24 protein-coding genes are annotated in these 25,740 nt (G+C 34.7%); 19 read left to right on the top strand and 5 right to left on the bottom strand.

Going from position 1 to position 25,740, the window contains the following annotated elements:
• The first annotated feature begins 236 nt into the window (after positions 1 to 236).
• The 14 genes from Y7E_RS0115550 to Y7E_RS0115480 all read left to right on the top strand — a co-directional run bounded on the left by Y7E_RS0115550 (position 237) and on the right by Y7E_RS0115480 (position 15,845).
• A complete protein-coding gene (locus tag Y7E_RS0115550; RefSeq protein ID WP_017152197.1) occupies positions 237 to 1,454 on the top strand; it encodes a substrate-binding domain-containing protein in 1,218 nt (405 codons plus the stop codon).
• Positions 1,455 to 1,565: 111 nt separating this feature from the next.
• Positions 1,566 to 2,339, top strand: a complete 774-nt coding sequence (locus Y7E_RS0115545) for an ABC transporter ATP-binding protein (protein ID WP_017152196.1) — start codon at positions 1,566 to 1,568, stop codon at positions 2,337 to 2,339.
• A complete protein-coding gene (locus Y7E_RS0115540; protein WP_017152195.1) occupies positions 2,317 to 3,021 on the top strand; it encodes a branched-chain amino acid ABC transporter ATP-binding protein in 705 nt (234 codons plus the stop codon). The genes Y7E_RS0115545 and Y7E_RS0115540 overlap by 23 nt, the downstream gene beginning before the upstream one ends.
• 25 nt (positions 3,022 to 3,046) lie before the next feature.
• Positions 3,047 to 3,907, top strand: coding sequence for a branched-chain amino acid ABC transporter permease (locus Y7E_RS0115535; RefSeq protein WP_017152194.1), 861 nt, complete (start codon positions 3,047 to 3,049; stop codon positions 3,905 to 3,907).
• A gap of 1 nt (position 3,908) precedes the next feature.
• Entirely contained in the window at positions 3,909 to 4,913 is a 1,005-nt protein-coding gene (locus Y7E_RS0115530) for a branched-chain amino acid ABC transporter permease (RefSeq protein WP_051128664.1), read from the top strand.
• Positions 4,914 to 5,068: 155 nt separating this feature from the next.
• A complete protein-coding gene (locus tag Y7E_RS0115525; protein WP_017152192.1) occupies positions 5,069 to 5,512 on the top strand; it encodes a MarR family winged helix-turn-helix transcriptional regulator in 444 nt (147 codons plus the stop codon).
• Between the two features lie 51 nt (positions 5,513 to 5,563).
• On the top strand, positions 5,564 to 6,505 hold the full coding sequence (locus tag Y7E_RS0115520; protein WP_017152191.1) for a ring-cleaving dioxygenase: 942 nt from the start codon (positions 5,564 to 5,566) through the stop codon (positions 6,503 to 6,505).
• Positions 6,506 to 6,521: 16 nt separating this feature from the next.
• Complete coding sequence (locus Y7E_RS0115515; RefSeq protein WP_017152190.1) at positions 6,522 to 7,577, top strand: LLM class flavin-dependent oxidoreductase; 1,056 nt, start codon at positions 6,522 to 6,524, stop codon at positions 7,575 to 7,577.
• 687 nt (positions 7,578 to 8,264) lie between these two features.
• On the top strand, positions 8,265 to 9,665 hold the full coding sequence (locus tag Y7E_RS0115510) for a cytochrome ubiquinol oxidase subunit I (RefSeq protein WP_017152189.1): 1,401 nt from the start codon (positions 8,265 to 8,267) through the stop codon (positions 9,663 to 9,665).
• The gene (cydB, locus tag Y7E_RS0115505) at positions 9,652 to 10,668 is read left to right on the top strand and encodes a cytochrome d ubiquinol oxidase subunit II (RefSeq protein ID WP_017152188.1); all 1,017 of its coding nucleotides are present in this window, start codon (positions 9,652 to 9,654) and stop codon (positions 10,666 to 10,668) included. Before Y7E_RS0115510 ends, cydB begins: the two co-directional genes overlap by 14 nt.
• On the top strand, positions 10,668 to 12,371 hold the full coding sequence (gene cydD, locus Y7E_RS0115500) for a thiol reductant ABC exporter subunit CydD (protein ID WP_017152187.1): 1,704 nt from the start codon (positions 10,668 to 10,670) through the stop codon (positions 12,369 to 12,371). Before cydB ends, cydD begins: the two co-directional genes overlap by 1 nt.
• Complete coding sequence (cydC, locus tag Y7E_RS0115495; RefSeq protein WP_017152186.1) at positions 12,364 to 14,097, top strand: thiol reductant ABC exporter subunit CydC; 1,734 nt, start codon at positions 12,364 to 12,366, stop codon at positions 14,095 to 14,097. The genes cydD and cydC overlap by 8 nt, the downstream gene beginning before the upstream one ends.
• Positions 14,098 to 14,409: 312 nt before the next feature.
• A complete protein-coding gene (locus Y7E_RS0115490) occupies positions 14,410 to 14,631 on the top strand; it encodes a hypothetical protein (protein WP_017152185.1) in 222 nt (73 codons plus the stop codon).
• A 764-nt stretch (positions 14,632 to 15,395) separates the two neighbouring features.
• Entirely contained in the window at positions 15,396 to 15,845 is a 450-nt protein-coding gene (locus Y7E_RS0115480; RefSeq protein WP_017152183.1) for a DUF6376 family protein, read from the top strand.
• An 81-nt stretch (positions 15,846 to 15,926) separates the two neighbouring features.
• Here the strand turns inward: Y7E_RS0115480 and Y7E_RS0115475 are convergent, their stop codons facing one another.
• Complete coding sequence (locus Y7E_RS0115475) at positions 15,927 to 16,259, bottom strand: EamA family transporter (RefSeq protein ID WP_017152182.1); 333 nt, start codon at positions 16,257 to 16,259, stop codon at positions 15,927 to 15,929.
• Positions 16,252 to 16,590 carry an EamA family transporter gene (locus Y7E_RS0115470; protein WP_026049225.1) on the bottom strand — a complete coding sequence of 113 codons (339 nt, stop codon included), beginning with the start codon at positions 16,588 to 16,590 and terminating at the stop codon, positions 16,252 to 16,254. Before Y7E_RS0115470 ends, Y7E_RS0115475 begins: the two co-directional genes overlap by 8 nt.
• A gap of 424 nt (positions 16,591 to 17,014) precedes the next feature.
• Here Y7E_RS0115470 and Y7E_RS0115465 point away from each other — a divergent pair, with 424 nt between their 5' ends.
• Positions 17,015 to 17,998, top strand: a complete 984-nt coding sequence (locus Y7E_RS0115465) for a D-alanyl-D-alanine carboxypeptidase family protein (RefSeq protein ID WP_017152180.1) — start codon at positions 17,015 to 17,017, stop codon at positions 17,996 to 17,998.
• 251 nt (positions 17,999 to 18,249) lie between these two features.
• On the top strand, positions 18,250 to 18,849 hold the full coding sequence (locus tag Y7E_RS0115460) for a nitroreductase family protein (protein ID WP_017152179.1): 600 nt from the start codon (positions 18,250 to 18,252) through the stop codon (positions 18,847 to 18,849).
• A gap of 58 nt (positions 18,850 to 18,907) precedes the next feature.
• Here the strand turns inward: Y7E_RS0115460 and Y7E_RS0115455 are convergent, their stop codons facing one another.
• Both Y7E_RS0115455 and Y7E_RS0115450 read right to left on the bottom strand, forming a co-directional pair.
• The gene (locus Y7E_RS0115455; RefSeq protein ID WP_017152178.1) at positions 18,908 to 19,090 is read right to left on the bottom strand and encodes a hypothetical protein; all 183 of its coding nucleotides are present in this window, start codon (positions 19,088 to 19,090) and stop codon (positions 18,908 to 18,910) included.
• Positions 19,091 to 19,167: 77 nt separating this feature from the next.
• The gene (locus tag Y7E_RS0115450) at positions 19,168 to 19,938 is read right to left on the bottom strand and encodes a sulfite exporter TauE/SafE family protein (protein WP_017152177.1); all 771 of its coding nucleotides are present in this window, start codon (positions 19,936 to 19,938) and stop codon (positions 19,168 to 19,170) included.
• Positions 19,939 to 20,125: 187 nt separating this feature from the next.
• Here Y7E_RS0115450 and Y7E_RS0115445 point away from each other — a divergent pair, with 187 nt between their 5' ends.
• Positions 20,126 to 20,908, top strand: coding sequence for a TrmB family transcriptional regulator (locus tag Y7E_RS0115445; protein ID WP_017152176.1), 783 nt, complete (start codon positions 20,126 to 20,128; stop codon positions 20,906 to 20,908).
• A 432-nt stretch (positions 20,909 to 21,340) separates the two neighbouring features.
• Complete coding sequence (gene entFM, locus Y7E_RS0115440) at positions 21,341 to 22,633, top strand: enterotoxin EntFM (protein WP_017152175.1); 1,293 nt, start codon at positions 21,341 to 21,343, stop codon at positions 22,631 to 22,633.
• 175 nt (positions 22,634 to 22,808) lie between these two features.
• On the opposite strand, the gene Y7E_RS0115435 is transcribed toward entFM, so the two are convergent.
• Positions 22,809 to 23,573 (bottom strand): alpha/beta fold hydrolase, encoded by a 765-nt coding sequence (locus Y7E_RS0115435; RefSeq protein WP_017152174.1) that lies wholly within the window; start codon positions 23,571 to 23,573, stop codon positions 22,809 to 22,811.
• Positions 23,574 to 23,890: 317 nt separating this feature from the next.
• Between Y7E_RS0115435 and Y7E_RS0115430 the strand changes: the two genes are divergently transcribed.
• Positions 23,891 to 25,651 carry an ABC transporter ATP-binding protein gene (locus Y7E_RS0115430; RefSeq protein WP_017152173.1) on the top strand — a complete coding sequence of 587 codons (1,761 nt, stop codon included), beginning with the start codon at positions 23,891 to 23,893 and terminating at the stop codon, positions 25,649 to 25,651.
• The last annotated feature ends 89 nt before the right edge of the window (positions 25,652 to 25,740 follow it).

The raw sequence follows: 25,740 nt of genomic DNA, 5'->3' as shown, positions 1-25,740 counted from the left end.
AGGGCTAATATATTAGAGGAAGAGAACAGTTATTTAAATGTATAATTTAAATAATTGTATGAATATTTACAAATGCATTGGAAGGGATTTGTAAATGCCTGGCGAATGTAGAAGTACTTCGAGAATTTTCTATTGATAACATAATTCACATTGTTAAAAGCGAAAAGTCATGATTACGGATGGTTTACTATGGCGTATTTGATTCTATCAGAAAGTAAAGTATGGGGAGGATCACAATGTCAGCAAAAAAACGTAAGTGGCTAAAAATGGTGTTTACGGGATGTATTCTTGGCTCATTGTTAGTAACAGCCGGTTGTTCGGGAGAAAAAGTAAGTACAGACAATGAGAAAACGATTAAGGTAGGTGTTCTTGCTTCGTTAACGGGTCCGCTTGAATCGTATGGGAAACAAACAGTAAATGGATTTGAACTAGGACTCGATTATGCAACAGGTGGAACAGGGAAAGTCGAAGGAAAGAAGATTAAGTTTGTTGTAGAGGATACGGAAACGAAAGCGGATGTAGCGGTTAAAAAAGCTACGAAACTATTAGAAGAAGATAAGGTTGACTTTCTCGTTGGATCTTCAAGTTCAAGTGATACATTAGCAGTGTTACCACTAGCGGAAGAGTATGAAAAAGTAATGGTCGTTGAGCCTGCAGTTGCAGATAGTATTACAGGTAAGAACTGGAATAAATACATTTTTAGAACGGGAAGAAATTCATCTCAAGATGCAATTGCTGGCGCTGCATCAATTGCTAAAAAAGATGTGAAGATTGCAACGTTCGCACCAGATAATGCATTTGGTCGTGAAGGGGTTGCTGCATTTAAAGCTGGGGCAAAGAAATTAGGTGCGAATATAGTAAACGAACAATATGCTGATACGAATTCTACTGATTTTACGGCAAATATTCAAAATATCATTAGTTCAAAACCGGATTATTTATTCATTGTTTGGGCTGGTGCAAACTCACCATGGAAGCAGTTAAAAGATATGAACGTGGAGGCACAAGGGATTAAGATTTCAACGGGAGCACCGGACATACCAGCATTAAAAACGATGGATGCATTAGTAGGTATGCAAGGATTTTCAGTGTATTATCATACCCTTCCGAAAAATAAAGTAAACGATTGGTTAGTAGAAGAACATAAGAAGCGTTTCAATGGAACAGTTCCAGATTTATTTACAGCTGGAGGAATGTCAGCGGCAATTTCCATTGTTGAAGCCTTAAAGAAAACGAAAGGCGATACAGATGTTGATACACTTATTAAGAAAATGGAAGGAATGGAATTTGATACGCCAAAGGGAAAAATGAAATTTAGAGAGAAAGACCACCAAGCTTTGCAAACGCTTTATTCTATAACGTTGCAAAAACAAGATGGTGTTGATTATCCAGTACCTGTTCTAGAGCGCGAACTAACAATGGAAGAAACAGAGCCACCAATTCAAAAAAAATAAACAGAATATTTATTAAATTAAAAGGTGTAAGGAGAGAAGGATAACTCTCTTTACATCCGTCTCTCTTTTTTTACCCTAAAAATAAAAATTTTTATGGGGGAGGACAATAGAGTGAAGAATTTGTTAGAGACTAGAGACCTTTGTGTCTCATTTGGAGAACATCATGTTATTAAAAATGTAAATTTGACGATACAAAAAGGGAAACTTATTTCTATCATTGGACCGAATGGAGCAGGAAAGACAACTCTATTTAACTTGTTAAGTGGACAGATTACTCCAACAAAAGGAGAGATTTATTTTAAAGAACGTGATATTACAAAGTTATCGATTCCAGAGCGAACGCGCCTTGGAATGGGGCGTTCTTTTCAGCTCACGAACATCTTTCCAGAATTAACAGTGATTGAAAATGTACGTTTAAGTGTACAGTCTTTTGTCCAAGATTATTATCGTTTTTTTCCAAGTTCCTCTCGATTGAAACAACAGATGGGAGAGGCAAGGCGGCTTTTGAAGACAGTATTGCTTCATGAAAAAGAAGAAGTGTTAGCGAAAGATTTAGCACATGGCGAAAAGAGGAAATTAGAACTGGCTATGCTGTTGGCACTCAGGACAGATGTATTGCTTCTTGATGAACCGACAGCAGGTATTTCTGTTGAGGAAGTCCCGGCTATTCTTCAAGTAATAGAGAATATAAAGAAAAATCGAGAGAATACAATTGTACTTATTGAACACAAAATGGATATGATTTTGCATTTGTCAGATCATCTTATTGTATTATTCCATGGTGAATTATTAGCTGAAGGAGTGCCAGAGGAAATTATGAAGGATGAGCGTGTACAAACGGCATATTTAGGAGGATTACACGGTGACACTATTAAAAGTGGATAATATAGAAACGTATTTGGATCAGTTTCATATTTTGCAAGGTGTTTCTTTTGAGGTTGAGAAAGGAACAATCACAGTGTTGTTCGGAAGAAACGGTGCTGGAAAAACAACAACTTTACGTTCTATCATGGGATTTCATCGGATTTCTAATGGAGAGGTTTATTATGGTGATGAAAAAGTAAATGGTTTATCCACTCATTTAATTTCGCGAAAAGGTATGGGGTATGTGCCAGAGAATCAAGGAATCTTTCATGATTTAACGGTAGAAGAAACATTTGCTCTTGCTGGAGCGAAGAAAGGGATAGAATATGCGGAAAAGGTAGAATGGATGCTCGATTTATTTCCAGACTTAAAACAATATTGGCATAAAAAGAGTGGATTTTTAAGCGGAGGGCAAAAGCAAATGCTAGCAATTTCAAGGGCGTTCATTAATAGTGAGGGATTGTTGCTTATCGATGAGCCAAGTAAAGGGTTAGCACCAATTATGATTGAAAAGTTAATGTCGGCTATTTTGAAAATGAAAGAGAAAACAACTGTTTTACTTGTGGAACAAAATTTTATGATGGCAAGTCAAATAGGTGATTATTTTTACATTATGGATAATGGGAAAATCGTACACAAAGGTCCAATGAATGAACTGAAAGAAGATAAGGAAACATGTCATAAATATCTAGGGATTTCTTAACATTGATGCGGAGGAGGTATAGGACGTGGACGTGTTAGTTAACTTGTTTGTCAACGGCGTTTCAACAGGTATGCTTATTTTCTTGTTAGCATCTGGACTGTCACTTATTTTTGGCTTAATGAGCGTCCTTAATTTTGCCCATGGTGGCTTGTTTGCATGGGGAGCCTTTACAGGGGTTTGGTTATTCAACATGACCGGTAGTTATATACTTGCATTAATTGGAGCAGTTGTGATGGGAATGTTCCTTGGTTTCGTTTTAGAAAGATTTCTCATTCGGCCTGTCTATGGAAATCATGTTCGCCAACTTCTTGTTACACTTGGTGGAATGCTCGTACTTAGTGAATGTATAAAAGTATTTTGGGGACCGAATCCAATTGGAGCTAAATTACCATCATGGTTACAAGGGAGCTTCACATTTGATGGAATTATATTAATAAAGTATCGATTGTTTGTTATTGTTGTTGGGGTACTGATTTATATTGGCTTGATGTTGTTGCTACGTAAAACCAAAATTGGCCTTATGATTCGTGCGGGTGTAATAGATAAGGAGATGGTTCAAGCTCTTGGCATTAACATAAAGGCTATATTTTCATTTGTCTTTTTATTAGGGGCTGGAATGGCGGCGTTAGGCGGGTTTCTTCTTGCACCATATTCAGGGGTTATTTTTGCTGAAATGGGGATGCAGTATGCTATTTTAGCTTTTATTGTGGTCATTATTGGAGGATTAGGCAGTGTGCAAGGTTCAGCAATCGCATCATTAATTGTTGGTTTGGCTGGAGCGTTTACAGCGTATTATATACCTGATTTATCACTCGCAATAAATATGTTAATGTTATTATTTTTCTTGATAGTCAAGCCAACGGGACTTGTTGGTGAAAAGGGGTGAAATGGTGAACATCACATTTAATCGGGCCGGGATATATTTTGGGATAGCCGTATTGATTTGTTTAAGTGTATTCCCTTTCGTAAATGATTCACGGAGCTTACTCATTTTGTTCACACAAATTTTCATCTTTGCAATATTTGCAATGAGTTTTGATATTCTTCTTGGATATACAGGAATTGTTTCATTCGGTCATTGTATGTTTTTTGGAATAGGTGCTTATTGTGTTGCACTCTTATTAGATCGACAGGAAGTTTCTATAGCAAGTTTTTTAATCGGTATCGGGGTAGCGGTTGTACTATCAGCGATAATCAGTTATATAATTGGTTTGCTCTCTTTGCGATTAAAAAGCCATTTTTATGCGATGCTAACACTGGCTATTTCCCAGCTATTCTTTGTACTTGCTGAAAAATGGCGAGCTGTCACGCATGGAGGAGATGGTTTTACATTTGGTGTACCTGATATGTTTCGTGATCGTTTCGCATTTTATTACATTACACTCCTCTGTCTAGTTGTAATCTTTCTATTACTTCGTCTATTTACACAATCCTCTATCGGAAAAGTTTTGAAAGCAATTTCGCAAAATGAGCAACGTGTAGAAGCACTTGGATTTAAAATTCTTCATTATAAAATTATTGCGAGTGTAGTTGCTGGAATAGTAGCAGCGCTTAGCGGTGGTTTATTTGTTATCACATTGCGTTTTGTAAATACAACTGTTTTTTCAATTGAAATGACTTTAAACGCTTTATTAATGACAATGATTGGGGGAGTTGGCACATTAGTTGGAGCAATAGCAGGCGCAGGAATTATTGAATCTCTAAAGTATTATTTATCAGAACTTGCGACGCAGTATCCAATCTTTGAACGGTGGACGATCTTCCTAGGTTTATTATATATTATTGTATTATTAGGATTCCCAACAGGGTTGGCTGGAACGGTTAAAAAAATAAGAAATATAACAAAAAAGAAGAGGAAAGAGAAAAGTAAGGAAGTTGAACATAGTGCATGAAACCCTGCCTAAAGATCTAAAGGGAAATGTGGAAGGTAAGTGAGATGAAATCTCTATCAGCGGAGCGGTAGTCCGCTGATAGAGATTTTTGGCTTGCAATTTTATCAGTTGAGTAGTAAAGTGATAAAAAGATCAGTGATGAGGAGGTATTCGAAATGCGTGAAAATACAATAGGATCGTTAATTTGGTTGCGCTTAATTCGTTTTACAAACCAAAGTAATCAGTTGTCAAATGACTTTTTAAAACGCTTTGATTTAACAACTGCTCAATTTGATGTACTCATGCAAATTCGAATTTATCAGCCACTCACGCAAATGGAGTTAGCTGAAAAAGTTACGGTTACACAAGGCGGTATTTCGCGTATGCTCGCACGTCTTGAAAAAGAAGGATATATTGTACGTAAGCAGGACTGGAAAACGAAAATGATTAGTCTTACGGAGAAAGCGGAATCTATTTTAGAACAAGCATTACCGGAGCAACTTGCATTTCAATCATCATTTTTTGATGATGTATTAAACGAAGAAGAACAAGAAACACTATATAAGCTAATAACACGTGTCCATAAGCATAGTCAGAAAAAAGAATTACCACCAGAGTAATTTTTTTTGCACTATCACTTGATTAGTCAAATGAAAAAGGGAGGAACAAAAATGTATACAATTCCTGGACATCATCATATTTCAATGATTACGAAAAATGCTCAAATGAATAATCAATTCTATCAAAAGGTATTAGGGTTACGCCGGGTGAAAAAGACTGTTAATCAAGATAATCCTTCTATGTATCACTTGTTTTATGGAGATTTAACAGGGAGTGCAGGAACAGAGCTTTCATTTTTTGAAATGTCTATGGCAGGAAGAACGACTCGTGGTACAAATGCAATCACACAAATTGGTTTACTTGTTCCATCATTTGAAAGTCTTGTATTTTGGAAAAAACGTTTTGAACGATTGGATGTAAAGTATAGCGAAATTACAACATATGCTGGGCGAGATGCTTTACATTTTGAAGATCCAGATGGATTACAATTGGTACTGTTAAATAATAAAGGCGAAGAGATACCAGAATATTGGTCTGCGTGGGATGATTCTGTTGTAAATCAAAAGCATCGTATTTTAGGAATGGGAACTGTTGAAATCACAGTACGTGACTTGGATGACTTAGGAAAAACCTTAAAGGAAATGTTTGGTTATGTAGAAGTATCTCGTTCCGATGAGGAAGCAATTTATCAGGCTGTTCGTGGACAGTCATTTGGAGAAATTATTGTGAAACAGAAAGAGGGACCGAAGGAAAAGCCTGGGAGAGGAAGTATTCATCATTTAGCAATCCGAGTAAAAAACGAAGAAGAACTGCGGTATTGGGACAATGTTGTTAAAGAAAATGGATTTCATTCAACAGGGATTGTAGATCGTTTTTACTTCCAAAGTTTATATTTTCGGGAATCAAATGGTATTTTATTTGAAATTGCGACAGATGGTCCTGGATTTACTATAGATTCAAAGGTTGAAGAGCTTGGTAAAGCGCTAGATTTACCACCATTTTTAGAAGATCGACGTGTAGAAATTGAAGAAAAGTTAACACCAATTGAGTAAAAAGGAGAGAGAAATGATGCAACAATATCGTATAGATACAAGTAAAGGGATTGAGTTTGGTTTATATTCGATTGGGGATCACATACCAAATCCGCATACAGGCTCAAAGATTAGTGCAGAGCAGCGCATTCGAGAATTAATTGAGGCAAGTAAGTTAGCTGATGAAGCAGGACTTGATGTCTTTGCTGTTGGGGAAAGCCATCAAACGTACTTTACAACTCAGGCCCATACGGTTATTTTAGGAGCAATTGCACAGGCAACAAAAAATATTAAAATTGCTAGTTCGGCAACGGTGTTAAGTACATCGGATCCCGTTCGTGTGTATGAAGATTTTGCCACAATTGATTTAATTTCAAATGGCAGAGCTGAAATTGTTGCTGGACGTGGTTCACGTATAGGAGGATATAGCTTACTTGGTTACGATGTAAATAATTATGAGGAATTATTTGAAGAGAAAATGGAGCTTTTATTAAAAATAAATAACGAAGAAAGTGTAACCTGGAAAGGTCAGTTCAGAGCACCGCTTGAACACGCGACTATTATACCAAGACCTAAAGAGAATAAGATACCAGTTTGGCGTGCTGTTGGTGGACCACCTGCGAGTGCAATTAAAGCAGGACATGCTGGTGTACCGATGATGTTAACGACACTAGGTGGACCGGCTATTAATTTTAAAGTTTCAGTAGATGCTTATCGTGAAGCAGCAGAGCAAAGTGGATTTGATCCAGCAACTTTACCAATTGCGACAACAAGTTTATTTTATACAGCGGAAAATTCACAGGATGCACTTAGTGAATACTATCCTCATATTAATGCTGGTATGCTTGCATTACGTGGTGGAGGTTATCCGAAGCAACAATTTACAGGGGCGATAGATTATCGAGATGCGTTAATGATTGGTAGTCCACAGCAAATTATTGAGAAAATGCTCTACCAATATGAATTATATGGGCAACAACGATTTATGGCACAAATTGATTTTGGTGGTGTGCCATTTGGTAAGATTGTAAAAAATATTGAATTGATTGCGACTGAAATTATGCCAGCTATTAAAAAGTACACAGCAAAATAAGTCAAAAGAAACACCGGGAATGTAATCCATTCTCGGTGTTTTTATTACTTTAATTGAGAAGTTTTCCTTAAACGAAGTGAAGGTAGAAGTAGTTCGATATATTTGTACACTTTTGGAAAATGACCAAAATGTGAATTTTTATATAAAAAAGGAGAGGGATTTTTCTATTTGTGAATAGTAATATTCTTGATTTGAATTTTGAAAATACATTTTTCTCTTGACAAAATGTAAGAGGGTTTCTGGATGGGATTCAGGGACATTTTTTGGAGGGGAAGTCAAGTGTGCAAAGTGATTTTCTGGTCTTTAATCGTTTGAAAAATAGATTGTATGTTTAAAAAACAGTTTTTTGTAATATGAAATTTCTATTTCAAAAAAATTACAAAAGACATATTTCAGACAAAATCCTGTCAAGAATAAGTCAAAATTCATCTGAATTTATTATGTAAGTATATTATACAATTCGATTAACGAACAAAACACTGTGGAAATAGTGAAAAAAGTAAATCTCATGAAAAAATGTTTTTCTTTCATGTATAAAAAGACTGAAAATTTCTATTTTCCAACAATACATAAATGATACTATCTTTTCGTATTTCCGATTAATTGAGTTGTAAGATCTATTAGTTCTATCATTACGACTCAATTAATTTAAACATATAAAAAAATTAAGAAGGAAGTGACTTTGACATGGATACGCTCGAATTAGCACGAATTCAATTTGCATCCACGACGATTTTTCATTATTTTTTCGTTCCGCTGTCTATTGGTTTAGCTTTTATCATTGCGTTAATGCAAACGTTGTACGTGGTAAAGGGACAAGAAATTTATCAGAAGATGACGAAGTTTTGGGCGCAGTTATTCCTTGTTAACTTTGCAGTAGGTGTTGTAACAGGTATTTTACAAGAATTTCAGTTTGGTATGAACTGGTCAACTTATTCACGTTTTGTTGGTGATGTTTTTGGACCATCACTTGCAATTGAAGGGCTATTAGCCTTTTTTATGGAGTCTACATTCCTTGGATTATGGGTATTCGGTTGGGATAAACTCCCGAAACGAATTCACCTTCTATGTATTTGGCTTTTATCACTTGGAACAATGTTATCGGCATTTTGGATTTTAACTGCAAGTGCGTTTATGCATGCACCAGTAGGGTATGAAATGGTGGATGGGCGCGCACAAATGAATGGTTTTTGGGCGATTATCCAAAACCCACAATTATGGGTACAGTTCCCGCATACGATTACGGCAGCGCTGGCAACAGGTGCATTCTTTATTGCTGGTGTTAGTGCATGGAAAATTTCGAAAAGACAAGAAACCGAAATGTTTAAAAAATCTTTCCGAATTTCCATTATTGTTGGAACAATTGCAACAGCGTTTGTATTGTTCTTTGGGCATGCGCAGGCACAGCATTTAATTAAATCACAACCAATGAAGATGGCAGCAGCTGAAGCGTTATGGAATACAAGTGAAGATCCAGCACCATTTACAGTTTTAGCAAACATTAATCCGGAAACAAAATCAAACTCGTTTGAAATTCAAATTCCATATATGTTAAGTCTATTGTCCTACGATAAATTTAGCGGTCAAGTAGAAGGGATGAACCAACTTCAAAAGCAATATGAAGAAAAATATGGACCTGGAGATTATATCCCACCAGTTCGTACAATGTTTTGGAGCTTTAGAGCAATGGTAATGAGCGGGACATTTATGTTACTTCTAGGAGCTTATGGATGGTTTTTATCAAGAAAAGATCGCTTAATTGAAAAGCCTTGGTATTTAAAGATGATAGTTTATGCGATTGCACTGCCGTTTATAGGGAATACAGTAGGTTGGATTATGACGGAAATGGGTCGTCAACCTTGGGTTGTCTTTGGCGTTATGAAAACAGAAGATGCTGTATCACCAAATGTTACATTTGGAGAAGTATTATTCTCGCTTATTTCATTCACATCACTGTATTTAATTTTAGGAGGAATTTGTGTGTACTTATTCGTTCGTATAATTAAAGGGCATGCGAATAAGAAGGCTAAAAAGGATTATCAAAGCCATGATCCGTTTGATAAGGAGGAAGGGTATGTTGTCTCTTAATGAGTTGTGGTTTTTAATTATCTCAACCTTATTTATTGGCTTCTTTGTACTTGAAGGTTTCGATTTCGGAGTAGGGACAGTTTCAAGATTTTTAGGGAAAAATGATTTGGAAAAACGAATATATTTAAATACAATTGGACCGTTTTGGCACGCGAATGAAGTATGGCTTGTTTGTGCTGGTGGCGCTATGTTTGCAGCATTTCCACATTGGTATGCCACACTATTTAGTGGTTTCTATATTCCTTTTGTATTTATACTTCTCGCTTTAATTATAAGAGGAGTCGCTTTTAAATTCCGAGGTAAAATAGAAAGTCATAAATGGAAAGGTATATGGGATTGGGGGATATTAATTGGAAGTGCATTACCACCTCTACTTTGGGGGATTACAATTTCAAACTTTATGGTTGGTGTACCAATTGATGAAAATAAAAATGTTGTAGGCGGGTTCATGCAATTACTTCATCCATTTGCCTTACTTGGCGGAGTAATGTTCCTTCTTTTATGTATTGTTCATGGATTGCAATTTATTACTTTACGTACAACAGGTAAATTACGGGAACGTGCACGTATTGTTGCGATAAAAATTGCTCCTGTTACATTAATAACACTTCTTATTTTTGCAGGTGTAGGGTTATGGAAAACTGATATTTTTACTGTCCATGGAACAGAGTGGATTATGGTTCCAATTGGAGCCTTTGTAGCGTTATTTGCCTCTACATTATTAAATAAAAGAAGAAGAGATGGTTGGGCTTTCTTTATGACAAGTTTAACAATCATTTTACTTAGTGCAAGTGTGTTTATCGGTATGTTCCCACGTGTCATGATTAGCACATTAGGAGCAGCGAATGATTTAACAATTTATAATGCGGCATCAGGGGCTTATGCATTAAAACTCATGAGTTATTTTTCTATTACTATTTTACCGTTTGTTATAGGAAGTCAAATATGGAGTTTTTATGTATTTAAACAACCTGTTAAGTCAAACAACGATTTGGAGTACTAATGAAAAGACAAAGAGGACTCCCATCGTATCCTGGTAGCCGGTTTTTATACTTAGTATTAAGTTTTATGAGTATTTTGGAAGCGTGTAGTATCATTGCACAGGCGATATTTTTATCGCGTTCTATTACATTTTTATTTCAAGGTGCACAAGTACAGGAAGTAGTGAACGAAATTCTATACTTTGGAATTTCATTCGCCGTAAGACAAATACTTGTTCATATGTCACAGTTTTTCGTAGAATGCTTTGCAGAAAAAACAGGATTAGCATTACGTAAACAATTAATAGAAGCATATTTCAAACTAGGACCCAAGTTTGTACAAATAAGCGGAACTGGTCATCTGGTGACCTTATCGGTTGAAGGAGTTGAAAAGTTAAAAACATACATTGAGTTAACAATCCCTAAAATGATGCGAAGTTGCATCGTCCCAGTACTTCTTGTCATATATGTCTTTACACTTGATGTTACTTCAGCTGTAACTTTAGTTATAACAATACCAATTGTTATTGTTTTTATGATTCTTTTAGGCTTAGCGGCACAGAAAATGGCTGATAAGCAATATGACACATATCGTGTATTATCGAATCACTTTGTAGATACGCTAAAAGGATTAGAAACATTGAAATATTTAGGGAAGAGCAAAGAGCATGAAGGTAAAATTGAAAAGGTCAGTAAAAGATATAGAAAGGCAACGATTCGCACATTGCGAGTTGCTTTTCTTTCTTCTTTTGCACTGGATTTCTTTACAAGTTTATCAATTGCTTTTGTTGCAGTAGGACTTGGAATTCGCTTAATAGACGGATCTATTATTCTATTACCTGCTCTTACTATTTTAATTTTAGCTCCAGAATATTTTTTGCCAATTCGCCAAGTCGGGACAAATTATCATGCGACGTTAGATGGACAAATTGCAATGGAGCAAATTGAAGAGATTTTACAAAAACAAAAAAATATATTAGCTCAGTCAGTTGATGAAAAGATTAGATGGGATTCCTTTAGTAGTATGGAATTAAAACATATATCAGTTTGCAATGATGAACCTGAAAAAGCAATGATACGAGACGTTAGTTTTTCGTGGAAAGGCAATGGAGCAATTGGCATAATTGGAGAAAGTGGGGCTGGGAAATCAACATTTATCGATGTGTTAGCAGGTTTCCTTGAGCCTACGCATGGAAGCGTAATGATAAATGGCATAAAAATAAACTCATTAACGCGTGAAAATTGGTTACAAAACATTGCTTATATTCCGCAACAGCCATATGTTTTTCCAATTTCATTAAAAGATAACATTTGTTTTTATGAACCAGATGCAACCGATGAAGAAGTAGAGAAAGTTATAGATGAAGTAGACCTTCGTTCGCTTGTTCAATCCTTACCAAGTGGAATGCACGAAAGAATTGGAGAAGGGGGCCGTATGCTGAGTGGAGGACAGGAACAACGAATTGCAATGGCACGTGCTCTTTTAAGTAAAAAGCCTATTATTTTATTAGATGAACCGACGGCTCATCTTGATATTGAAACAGAGTTTGAGATAAAACAAGCGATGCTTCGTTTATTCAAAGGAAAGCTTGTTTTCCTTGCAACGCATCGTATGCATTGGATGAAACAAATGGATCATATTCTTGTTTTAGAAAAAGGTAGAATGATAAAAAAAGGAACGTATGAAGAGCTATTTATACTGAAAGGAGAGAAGGAAAATGAATAACTGGATTGGGCCTTATATAAAGCAAAATAAAGGTAGAATGCTTCTAACTGTTATCCTTGGAATTTTTGGAGTGAGTTCAGGTGCGATGCTTCTATTCATTTCAGGTTATTTAATTTCTAAATCTTCTCTTCGACCAGAAAATATAATGGCTGTATATGTCCCGATTGTTGCAACACGAGCATTTAGCATAGGGCAAGCTGTTTTTCATTATATGGAGCGACTAGTTGGCCATGATGTAGTCCTTCGTATATTAGAAAAGATGCGTACAAAGTTATATAGAATTGTAGAACCACAGGCTTTGTTTTTACGTTCTCGTTTTCAAACAGGAGATGTATTAGGCGTATTATCTGAGGACATTGAACATCTGCAAAATTTATACTTGCGTACAATCTTTCCTAGTATATTGGGATTAGCGGTATATAGTATATTTGTTGCAGTTCTTGGAACGTTTGATTGGATATTTGCAATTACGGCGGGGAGTATGTTAGCTGTTATTATTTTTTTCGTTCCAATGTTATCGTTATTTTTGATGAGAAAGCACCATACTACATTGAAGCAGGGCAAAAATCACTTATACCAGCAACTAACGGATGCTGTATTTGGATTATCTGATTGGCAAGCAAGTGGACGAACAGCTGAATTTATAAAGGAATATTCAGAGCATAATATTTCGTTGCTAAAAATCGAGAAGAAGATGAAACGTTGGCAACATATTCGAGATGGGATCATCCACTTAACGATAGGAATCGTTGTAATTTCTATGATTATGTGGGCTGGAAAACAGGTAGAAAGTGAACAAATAGCCCCAACGATTATTGCAGCGTTTGTTTTAATGACATTATCAGTGACAAATGCACTTATACCTGTCTCAGATGCAGTTGATCGAATTCCATCGTATATAGATTCTATAAGTCGACTTAATCGTATTGAAAGTGCTGTCGTTTCGTCTAGCGAATATCAGGACAACTTTGTATATGAAGAGAAAAACTTTAGTGTACCAAAGAAAGTGGAAATTCAATTAGAAAATGTTTCGTATAATTATCCAGAAAGTAACGAATTCGTATTGAAAAATATATCACTTAAAATTCCAGCAGGAAAAAAGATAGCTATCTTAGGAAAAAGTGGGACAGGAAAATCTACTTTATTAAAATTATTAACAGGAGCATTACAACCAATAGATGGTCAGATATTGGTTGATAGGAAAAAAGCACATACTGATTTTTTATCTAAGTATATTTCTGTATTAAATCAAAAACCACATTTGTTTGATACAACGATTGGGAATAACGTACGTATCGGGAGATCAGAAGCAGCCGATCAAGAGATTTGGCATGCTTTAGAACAAGCACAAATCGCATCACACATTTCGTCTCTTCCAGATGGACTTCAGACAAAAATGCATGAAATGGGGAAGAGATTTTCTGGGGGAGAGCGACAAAGAATCGCATTTGCAAGAACTCTTATGCAAGAAGCACCAATTATTGTACTGGATGAACCGACTATGGGTTTGGATCCTAAAACAGAATCAGCTTTATTAGAAACGATGTTTACAGCAACAAAAGATAAAACTGTAATTTGGGTAACACATCATCTTATAGGGATTGAGCATGTGGATGAAATTATTTTCCTTGAAGATGGTCACATCACGATGCAAGGTAGTCACGAGCAACTTCTTGTAGAAAATGAGAAATATCGTAGACTTTATGAGATGGATAAAGGGATGTGAAATCATATGTAATAAAAGTACAAATTCTTGTTAAATCAAGGTTTGTGCTTTTTATTTTGGAGATTTTTAAATGAGTATAAGTATGAAGAATGTAAGCTTTATTCCGCTATTCGAGGGCAGTAAGACCACCATCTCAAAATTCAGCAAAAGTAAAGAAGTTAGGTGGAAGATAAACTTCCTGTAAAAGCTTGATTCGTGAGGGCTGATTAAAGTTTCACTTTATCGAATGTAAGTACTTTTAATTGGGTTTAGAACCCAGCAGGTAAAGGCAATACTGAGCCATATTAGGGATGTATGTGAAAGGATGATTATATGTTTGAGGAAGATGGCATAGTGTTACTTATGGAACCTGTAGACGAAAGGAATCTTAGGAAATTCCTTTTGACTATACCTCAGTCAGTTTATAAGAAAAAAGAAATTTCTTTAAAATATGGAGCGGCTATAGGAGAAGGATACACAAATATTATTGAGGAAATTATCGGTGTACATATAGAATCAGAACTTGTAACAGTTATAGGATATGTAGGAAAGTAAACGGGATGATAAAGGAATTGACATACTTAAGTGAGTCTTAAGTATGTCTTTTTTTTCTAAAGATGTATTCATATGTTCATATAAGGAAAGACGGGGAAGAACATGCATAAAAATGGTAGGAATGTATAATTTACTTGTAGGTGATACATATGTGGGAAAATATAAAGAATACTTTACTGAATATAAATACGCTTTTGACGATGCTTATTTTGTTCATGGTTCCAATTTATCCCGCTATTTTAGGACAGTAATACTTCCACCTCAAAATTCAGCGAAAGCATTGTCCAGCTCTAGCGGCTAGAATCTCCGGTCGTTTCGCCCCCTCGGACGAGGCAAAAAGCGCCTCTCTGTCGGGTGCTTCAACGTCCTGCGATTCTGAGCGAGCCGCTTCCGCTTTTCTAAAGAAGTTAGGGCCCGTAAAAGCCCGATTGGTGAGGGCTAATAATCAGTGGGGGATGGAGAAAACCCCACTGATTGAAGTTTCACTTTATATTTCAAAATGTACTACATGGCTGTACAGTTTTAGTATGAAGAGATATTGGGGAAATCGAAAAGAGTATCCTTTTTAACCATGAAAACTTCTGATGTTCTTCAAAACTGATTATGAAAAGGAAATTGAAAAGTTTTGCTAGAATATATAAGTTGAGGAAAGGGAAATGAAAACTAAATAGCTAGTATTTTTGGATGATAGTATAACGAAAGGGATAAGTGTTTATAAATATGTAGAAGAAACAATAGGTTAATATTTATTTAGGAGGTAAACAATGAAATTGAAAAAGACGATGTTACTTGTGTTTTTAATTACAATTGGTTTAATGGGGTGTTCTGTAGTTGAAGAAGGTAAGAATTCAATTGATTATGCTCAAAAGGCAACAGACTACGTTAATGAAGTAAGTGCGTTTGCAAATGAGGCACCAGGGTTAGCAGAAAAGGCAATTAATGATAGTGCTGCTCGAAAAGAATTAGAGACTAAACTGAGAGAAATTCAAAAGGATATTCCAGCTTTTAATGAATTGACACCTCCGGATGTAGCAAAGGATATTCATCAGCAAATTGTTGAATATAATGAAAAGCTAAATGCATTAATTGATACAACTATGAAAAAAATAGAAGAAGGGAAAATGGATGTAGAACAATTTAAAAACTCAGAGCTTATGCAGACAGTTCAACAATTTCAGGATTTAAAAGATAAGGTTCAAAATTTAGGGCAGTAGAGAGTGGAGATTGTATGAAAAAAGTCCGTTATTAATAACGGACTTTTTTATGCGAGGATATTATAATAGGGCGTGTACTTGTTATTGGATAGAAAAAACGACGATCCCAATGATAATGTTACCAATGATTTTTCTTTTTGTTATTTTCTCTCCTAAGAAATACCAACCAAACACTAAAATAATGACATAGCTAAGAGATTCTAATACAGGAGCCTGTTTTAATGGAACGCCTTTTAGTGCAATAACGTTTAGCCCAGCGTTAATTACAAATAAAGAATAGCCAATAATAACATAATGATTTACATATTCTCTCCATTCGGAATCGTATTCTTGTAAAGTTGCTTTTTTGAGTAAAATTTGTGAGTAATTCGCTAAAATAATGCCGAAAGTATATAACAATATATAATTATTCATCTTTCGTCACCACCACAATTCCAATCATAATAATAGCTGCACCAAGTAAATTGTTCCACTTTATCGTATCGCCGAAAAAGAGGACAGACCATAGCATGAACCATAGTATAATAATACCCCGGTGCGAATATGCCTTGGAGATTTCAAAATGTTTAATGACTTGCTGCCAGAGAATAGCGTAGCCAAATAGAAACACAACAAGTCCAAAGTAAGCGGCGAAAAACAAAATGGATGAAACAGGAAATTTAGCGGACCATTTGTAAATCATGATAATAGAATATAGCAAGAAAGCTACATGTAAAAATACATAATTTTTCATAGGCGGCTTCATATATCCAATCTATTTTATATATAAATACATCAATTTAAAAAGAATGTATTTCATCTATATTTTCTTATTACATGGAATGTGGTTTGAAATTTTTTTGGTTTTATAATGTGTATACTTTGTCTATCTCTTCACATTCCAAGGTATATAATACCATGAGTGATGTTGTAAAACAATATAGAGAAACGAGTTGCTTTTTAGTATCGAAGCCACTCGTTTCTCTATATTCATTATGTAATTTCTATTTTATTATTAAAATAAAAATTTATATTATTTGATGTTTTTGTAGCATACCATATTTTTAACAAGTAATCTTGAAAGAATAGTTATCGTAGATTCTTTCCTGTTTGACCTTGACGATTTAAAGGCATTGTTGTTATGTTTAAATTTGAAATTATAAATAGGTAGAGTAAAAGGAGATTTAGTGATGAAAAGGTTAGGGTGGGGAAGCATAACAATACTCTGTGCTATTATTTTGGGTACATGTTGGTTCTTTTTCCAGGGGAGTATTCTAGAAAAGAATAGTACAAATGTTTCCAAAGCAAAAGAAAAAATAGTGATAAATGGTTCACTTTTACAAGTAGCAGAGCTTCCAAAGACAGGGTTGTCCGAAAAAGAAATCCCGCAAAAATATGTACCAGTAGTTGAAGCGAAAGCAGCAATGATCATTGATGCGAGTGATGGACAAGTTATGTATAAAAACCATGAAGAAGATGTGCTTGCCCCAGCGAGTATGTCAAAGATGATGACAGCATATATTCTTTTAGAAAATATACATAAAGGAAAGGTCCATTGGGAAGATCAAGTGAAAATAAGCGCTAAATCAGCACAAGCGGAAGGCGCTAGAATTCCGGTACAAATGGGAGATTTAATAACGGTTAAAGACTTATACCATGCGTTAATGATCCAATCTGCCAATAATTCTGCAGTTGCTTTAGCAGAGCATATAGCAAAGACAGAGCAAGATTTTGCAGAGCTTATGAATCAAACAGCGAAACAACTGGAGTTATCAGAAGCAACTAAGTTTGCGAATGCTTCTGGCTTGCAAGAAGCTGATGGAAGTGAAACAAAGATGACTGTAGCTGATGTAGCGAAGTTAGCGTACCACCTTGTAAAAGATTACCCAGAGATATTAGATGTCACACATTTACGTCAAAGTCAGTTAGCATTTCAAAATACGACTGTTACGAGTACAAATGAAATGTTGAATCCCGCTAACCGAGGATTATACATAGAAGGAATGGATGGATTGAAAACAGGTTTCACTGATAGTGCAGGTTATTGTTTTACAGGGACTGCAAAACAAGGTGACAAACGACTCGTAACAGTTGTTATGGGTACGAAGAGCAAAATGAAACGTTTTACAGAAACGCATAAACTAATGTCCTATGGTTTCGAGATTGTTAATTAGGTGAAGAGTCGATAGTGAAGGAAGACAGCTTGTTTGAAACTCGAATTGAGTGGAAAATAGGCTGTTTTTTAATTTTTAGGGAATATAAAAAGTATTAAAAACAAAAACTAAAAAAGTATGAGTGCTATTGTTTGAAATTGTTTTTCTTTGTAGATATAATAAAGTTATAAACTTATTATTAATAAGTTTAAGGTGGGATATACGATAATACATATCAGTAAGCCTCAAAATAAAAATTGGAGGGAATTAGTATGGCAAAAGATTTTTATTCAGCAATTGAAGACAGAAGATCAATTTATGCAATTAGTAAAGAGCAAGTTGTTTCTGATGAGAAAATTCAAGAAGTAGTGAATCATGCCGTAAAGTATACACCTTCATCTTTTAACTCTCAAAGTGCAAGAGTTGTTGTTTTATTAGGAGAACAACATGATAAACTATGGGATATTACGAAAGAAACATTACGAAAAATTGTGCCAGAAAATAATTTTGCACCAACTGAAGAAAAAATGAATGCATTTAAAAGTGGATATGGAACAGTTTTATACTTTGAAGACAGTAAAGTGGTAGAAGATCTTCAAGAGAAATTTGCATTATATAAAGATAATTTTCCAACATGGTCACAGCAATCATCAGGAATGTTACAATTTGCGATTTGGACAGCATTAGAAATTGAAGGGTTTGGCGCAACATTGCAGCATTATAATCCATTAATTGATGACGAAGTGAAAAAAGAATGGGATATTCCAGACACTTGGAAATTAATCGCTCAAATGCCATTTGGTAAACCAGTAGCACCGGCAGGGGAAAAAGAATTTCAGCCGTTAGAAACTCGTGTTAAATTTCATAAATAAAAAAACAAAAAAGGATTACCGATATTGGTAATCCTTTTTTGTTGTGTACAAATAATGTTTATAATTTGTAAAGGTCATTTTGTTTTACATGATCTATTTGTTTATTAATCGTATTTTTTAAAGCGATCTTTTTTCTTTCGATAACTGGAACTTTTTTGAATGTTAATAAAGATAGCAGGCGTATACATGCGTAGTAAATTTCAATATGGTGTTTGGAACTATTATCAATAATGTGCTCCATAGATAAAAATAAACCTCCTAGTATGTCGATATACAGTAGTTATTTTATCATTTTCAGGTTATATATTCCATTTTTGATTAGAAGATTCCTAAATAATCTCCAATATTTTTTCCAATGAGAAGTAGCGTTACAAAAATAAATAATACTCGCACATAAGAGACGCCCTTTTTTATAGCAAAATTTGATCCAACAAAAGCTCCAAAAATCATCGCAATTCCCATGGGAAGTCCATATGCGAAATTAACAATATCTAAATAAAGAAAAATGATAAGTGCAGCAATGTTACTACTAAAATTTAAAACCTTCGCATTGCCTGCTGATTGCACAAAATCAAACCCAATTATTAAAAATGTAAATAACAAAAATGATCCTGTTCCCGCTCCGAAAAAGCCATCATAAAATCCAATAATGAAAATAACAACAGAAAAAATAATTCCCTTTTTTACAGTCACCCCGCTATATACTGCATCTTTTCCCCAATCTTTTTTCATAATTGTGTAAATGGCAACAGCGATTAATAACACGAGTACTAACGGCTTTAATATTTCAGATGAAATATGTTTGACTACAAATGCGCCAAGTATAGATCCGATAAAAGTTAAAGGAAATAACTTAGAGACCAATTTGAAATTTACATTTCCTGATCGAATAAATGAAATGGTACTCATAAGTGCTCCCATAGAACTTGCCAGTTTGTTAGTTGCAACGGCCGTTGATGGTGGGAGCCCGGTGAATAGCAAAGCCGGTATAGAAATTAATCCACCGCCACCTACTACAGAATCAATAAATGCAGCTAAAAAACCTGCAACAATTAAAAACAGCATTGTATAGAGATTGATGTCTTCCATATGTATTTCCCCCATCCAAAGTAAAAAAAATAGTCACTACTAAAATAGTACCTATTTATCTGCTATATGTAAATGAAAATTTTAATAATTCAGTTGTAATGTTTACTACATCTATTTTTATGGTTACTATTAGAGTAATGACTACTGATAATATTGCAGAAGGAATTAAACATATGGGAGGCTTACAATGGACGATTTACTACAAAAAATTCAAATGCTTGGCTTAAATCAATATGAAACAAAGGCATATGTTTCATTAGTTCAACAGGGAGCTTCTAGCGCTTATCAAGTTAGCAAAAATTCTGGAGTCCCTCGTGCACGTATATATGAAATATTGAATGCTCTTGAACAAAAAGGCATTGTAATGAAGGAAGAAGTAAATGAAGCAGTGCAATATTCTCCTTTACCTGTAGATGTATTTTTAGAGGCAGTAAGAGAGAAGTGGGAAGAAACATACACGTATGTAGAAAAAGAATTAAAAGTATTTGAAAAAAAAGAACCTGAGGTGGATACAAGAGTAACCACTTTGAAAGGGGAAGAAAATATATTAGCTTTTTGCAAAATATTAATTCGAAGAGCACAAAAAAAGGTTATTTTATCGATTTGGGATACGATGTATGAAAAACTACTAGTGGATTTAAAGGAAAAAGAAAAGGAATGCAGTTTAAAAGGTATCGTTTTTCAAGTTGAAAATCCATTGCAGGGATTAGAAAATCACCGAAAAACAAGTTATGTTGATAATATTGGAAGTCATAAATGGTTTATCTTATCAATCGATGGAAAAGAAATGATATATGGTCATTCAATCGAACAAAAAGGAAATGCTTTTTATACAGATGATCCTGTTCATATATATTTATTAGAGAATTATATATGGCATGATATTTTAGTAAATCGTTTAGTGAAGGATAGTGAACAGAATATGGATTCTTGGATTGCCCCTGAACGTGATAAATTCTTTTTCGTATAATTTTAATTTTTTTAGAATATTATATGGTTGCGTATTTGTTAGATTTTTGTCATGATAAGAAGGTGACTCATGAAAAGAACTCTTTTGTATGCAAATAGTTAATACTATTTTGTAAGACCAGTAGGGAAATCAATTGTTTACTTAGGTACTATCTTTTTATTCGTATTATAGGTAAAGAAGGGATACTTCTGGAAACTTCAATTCGTTTTGTAATAAAAAAGGAAATGTTTTATTGCGAAATTACTCTATATGAAGTTGAAATTCACATGAAGTTCACATGAAATTCACATTAATAATTTAAAATGTATGACGTATGAAAAAGAAAGCCCTTGGTAAAAAAAGGAATTTAATGTGGAATTATTTCCAATGTTTTTGGAAAATATTAAGTTTATTTTTTAAGAGGGTAGTAGGGAAAGGGAGTTAATACAACTTATGAAAAAAGTACTAGCAGGTTTAGCAGCAGCATCTGTAGCTGGCGTAGCAGTTCCTGGAATGGATACTGCTCATGCACAAGTTTCAGCTGATGCACTAAAAGAAATCAATGGACAAACTCAAGAACAAACGGTTGAAACAAATGTAACTGAAACAAATGCAGTAGAAACAAATTCTGAACTAAAATATACAGTAACAGCTGATGTATTAAATGTTCGTTCAGGTGCTGGCACAGGACATAACATTATTTCTAAAGTAACAGAAGGCCAAGTGCTACAAGTAACTGGTCAAGAAAATGGCTGGTTTAAAGTAAATGTAAACGGTCAAACAGGCTATGTAAGCGGCGACTTCGTAACAACTGGTGGAAAACAAGGAACTGCTGTTCAACAAGGAACAGGTACATATACAGTAAATGTTTCTTCACTTAACGTACGTACAGGCCCTAGCGCTTCTCATACAGTTGTAGGTACTGTAAACAAAGGACAAACTGTACAAGTTGTCGGTGAAGTACAAGACTGGTTTAAAATTAACCGCGATGGCGGAACTGGCTATGTAAGTAAAGACTTTGTAACAAAAGGCGGCACAACTACAAATGTAAATACAGAAACAGAAAAGCCTAGCAACAATGAAATGACAATCCGAAAAGATGGTTCATATGTTGTTGATACAGGTGCTTTACGTGTACGTACAGGCCCAGCTACATATAATCCTGTAATTGGTGGCGTAGTGAAAGGTCAAACATTACAAGTTATTAGTGGGGAAAACGGTTGGTATAAAATTAACCACCAAGGAAAAACAGGTTATGTAAGTGCAGATCTTGTTAAGTTTGTAAAAGGTGGTACAGCAAATGTAACTACGCCTTCTCGTCCAACTACTGGCGGTGAGCAAGGAAATACACAAACAGAAAAACCGACAACACCATCTGCTAATGGATCATCAATTGTGTCTATTGCACAATCATTAAATGGTTCACCATATACATGGGGAGGTACAACACCTAATGGCTTTGACTGCAGTGGTTTCATTTACTATGTATTAAAAGAAGCAGGTCATTCTGGTGGACGTCAAAATGTTGCTGGCTACTGGAGCAGCAAACAACATACTAGTAATCCACAACCAGGCGATTTAGTATACTTTAGCAATACTACTGGTGCTGGAGGTATGACTCATATGGGTATTTACTTAGGAAACGGTCAGTTCATCAGTGCAGAAACTGAAAAAACTGGTGTAAGAGTTCAATCAGTAAATAGTTCTTACTGGAGTCAGCATTTAGCTGGTTATACAAAAGCGTAATAAGAGAATTTAATTCTTCAATATTATAAAGAAAAGCTTTCTAGGAAACTAGAAAGCTTTTCTTGTCTTTAGTTTTATTTTTGAAAATATAAATGAATGATAGAAATGAAAAAGAGGGAAACACTTGTATAAATACATGTTTCTCTTTTTGCATTTTGTGCGACTATATATTTTTCTATTTTAACTCTCCTTGTAAAAAGCGAGAATACAAATCATGGAAATAGTTAGGACGAAATAAATTTGCTGCATGCCCAGCTAGCGGGATTTCTCTGTATAACACGTTTGGGAGAATAGATTTTAAGTCAAATAGACAAGATTTGTAGAGATGATCATGTTCTCCCATTACCCATAAAATAGGCTGCGACAATTCTTTTAAACGAGATTTTAAATCAAATTCTAAACGGTGCTTGAGCGATTGAACAATAATGGACGAGTGTAGCTGTAATCCAAAGCGATAATAAATGTTTTTTGAAATGACTGCAAAAGGACTTGCTTTTAATATTCCACTTGGGAAAATTGTATTTGCATATTGATATAGCCAAGTAGAATAGTCATGTTCTCTTTTATCCCAAAATTTTCGAAAGACATTATATAAAAGGGATGGATTATTATAATGTCCACCAATATGACAAAGGCTTAATACTTTTTCAGGGTATTTGTGTGCAAATATAGTAGCAATATAACAACCATAGCTTAAGGCACAAATATGAGCTTGTTCAATTCCTTCTGTTTCATACAGGTCGGATAGCTGTTGTACTAATCGGTCTAAAGAAAATTCGATTGCTTGTCCTTTGTCTTCACCATGTCCTAGCAAGTCATATGTTACTATATTGTAAGAGGAAGAAAAACGTTTATATTCTTTTTTAAAGGCACGACGATTTCCGACTAATCCATGAATGAATATAATGGTTTTCTTTTTGGGATTCTTGTTTGTGTACAAAGGGATACTCCTTTCAATCAATGAAGATTTGTAAGGTTTGTGTGATATTCCTACAATCGTAGGGTGTAAAAATACATGTTATATATATTGGAATCATTATTGTATAATTCCTTTTTATTGAAATGAAAGAATACTCATTCTCATAAGTACCAGGTAATAATATCAGATAATTATATCTGTTGTAAAGATAATGTTTGATGTGTTTTATTTCCAAAAAAAATAGATTAAGTATTTGACTGTTTACATTCAGTTTACATTCATATCGTATTCTAATTTTAGAAATAGCCGTTTGGATTGAAATAAGGAGATGAACAGAAGTGGAAATAAAAAATAAAGAGAAACAAAAGGGCAGTTGGCGAAAGTTTTTACGCCTCATACAAGATACAAATCCTCCGAGAGGTATTCTTATTTTTGCATTAGTAATGAGTTTGTTCTCAACAGGAGCGAGTTTGTTTATTCCAATGCTTACAAAAGGGTTAGTTGATAATTTTTCAATCTCATCAATAAATACAATTCAGATTGTTGGATTAGTTGCATTTTTTGTTGTTCAAACAATTGCAGCAGGGTTATCGATTTATTTCCTTAATTATATTGGGCAAAAAATTGTAGCTGGAATTAGAGAACGACTATGGAAAAAGGTTCTGATCTTACCGGTTTCTTACTATGATCAAAACAGGACGGGTGATACGATTAGCCGTATGACAAATGATACAGGTGTTGTAAGAACATTAATTTCAGAGCACCTGTCTAACTTATTAACAGGTGGTATTTCTATTGTCGGATCATTAATTGTATTATTTGTTTTAGATTGGAAAATGACAGTTCTATTGTTAACAGTTATTCCGTTATCTGTTTTGATTTTAGTGCCACTTGGAAGAATGATGTATAAAATTTCTAAAACACTACAAGATGAGACGGCTTCTTTTACAAGTGTGTTAAACCAAGTATTATCAGAAATTCGTTTGGTGAAATCGTCAAATACGGAGTCAAAAGAATATGAAAATGGTAACAAAGGAATTCAAAAGTTATTACAATTTGGATTAAAGGAAGGAAAAGTGCAAGCTTTAATTACGCCAGTTATGTCGTTTGTTTTAATGGCGTTGCTTGTTATTATTGTAGGGTATGGTGGAATGCGAGTTTCTAGTGGGGCACTAACAACAGGAGAACTTGTGGCATTTATTCTATATTTAGTGCAAATTGTTATGCCGATGAGTCAGCTTTCAATGTTCTTTACGCAATTCCAAAAGGCAATCGGTGCAACGGAACGTATTAATACAATTTTAGAGTATGAAGTTGAAAATCATATAGATGGTGTTAATGTGACAAATGCAAAGCAATCCATTTTGATTGAAAATGTAGATTTTGAATATAACGAAGAAGAAAAGGTACTACAAAATATTCATTTTACAATTGAATCAGGAAAAGTAACTGCAATTGTAGGACCTAGTGGTAGTGGGAAAACGACATTGTTTTCTTTACTAGAACGTTTTTATGAACCGACGAGTGGTGTTGTAAAGTTAGGGAAAGAGCCTATTTCAACATATTCATTACAATCTTGGCGACGCCAAATTGGATATGTATCACAAGATAGTCCGTTAATTGATGGGACGATCCGAGATAATATTTGCTATGGAGTTGAAGGGAATGTTAGTGACGAGGAAATAGAACGAGTATCCGCGATGGCTTATGTTGATGCATTTATTCATGATTTACCGAAAGGATATGATACGGAAGTCGGAGAACGTGGTGTGAAGCTATCAGGAGGGCAAAGGCAAAGAATTGCGATTGCTCGTGCGTTGCTCCGAGATCCGCAAATCTTAATGTTAGATGAAGCGACTTCAAGTCTTGATAGTAAATCGGAATCTGTAGTTCAAAAAGCGTTAAATAACTTAATGAAAGGCAGAACAACTTTAGTTATTGCACACCGACTTTCTACTGTTGTAGATGCAGACAAAATTATCTTTATTGAAAAAGGAAAACTTACAGGGAGTGGCTCTCACGATGAATTGTTACAATCTCATGATATGTACCGTGAATTTGCAATGCAGCAATTGAAAATTAAAGAGAGGGCGCTATAAAACGATTGCATGTAGTATTAGATTTTGAAGCAGTGGGGACATTTTTTACTTCACTGCTTATTCATTATTATAAATGGCATGATAAAAGA

The organism is Bacillus bingmayongensis, assembly GCF_000299035.1.
GTDB classification, from domain to species: domain Bacteria; phylum Bacillota; class Bacilli; order Bacillales; family Bacillaceae_G; genus Bacillus_A; species Bacillus_A bingmayongensis.
Note: the sequence above shows the minus strand (reverse complement) of the source record. Positions and strands in the feature narration are given on the sequence as shown.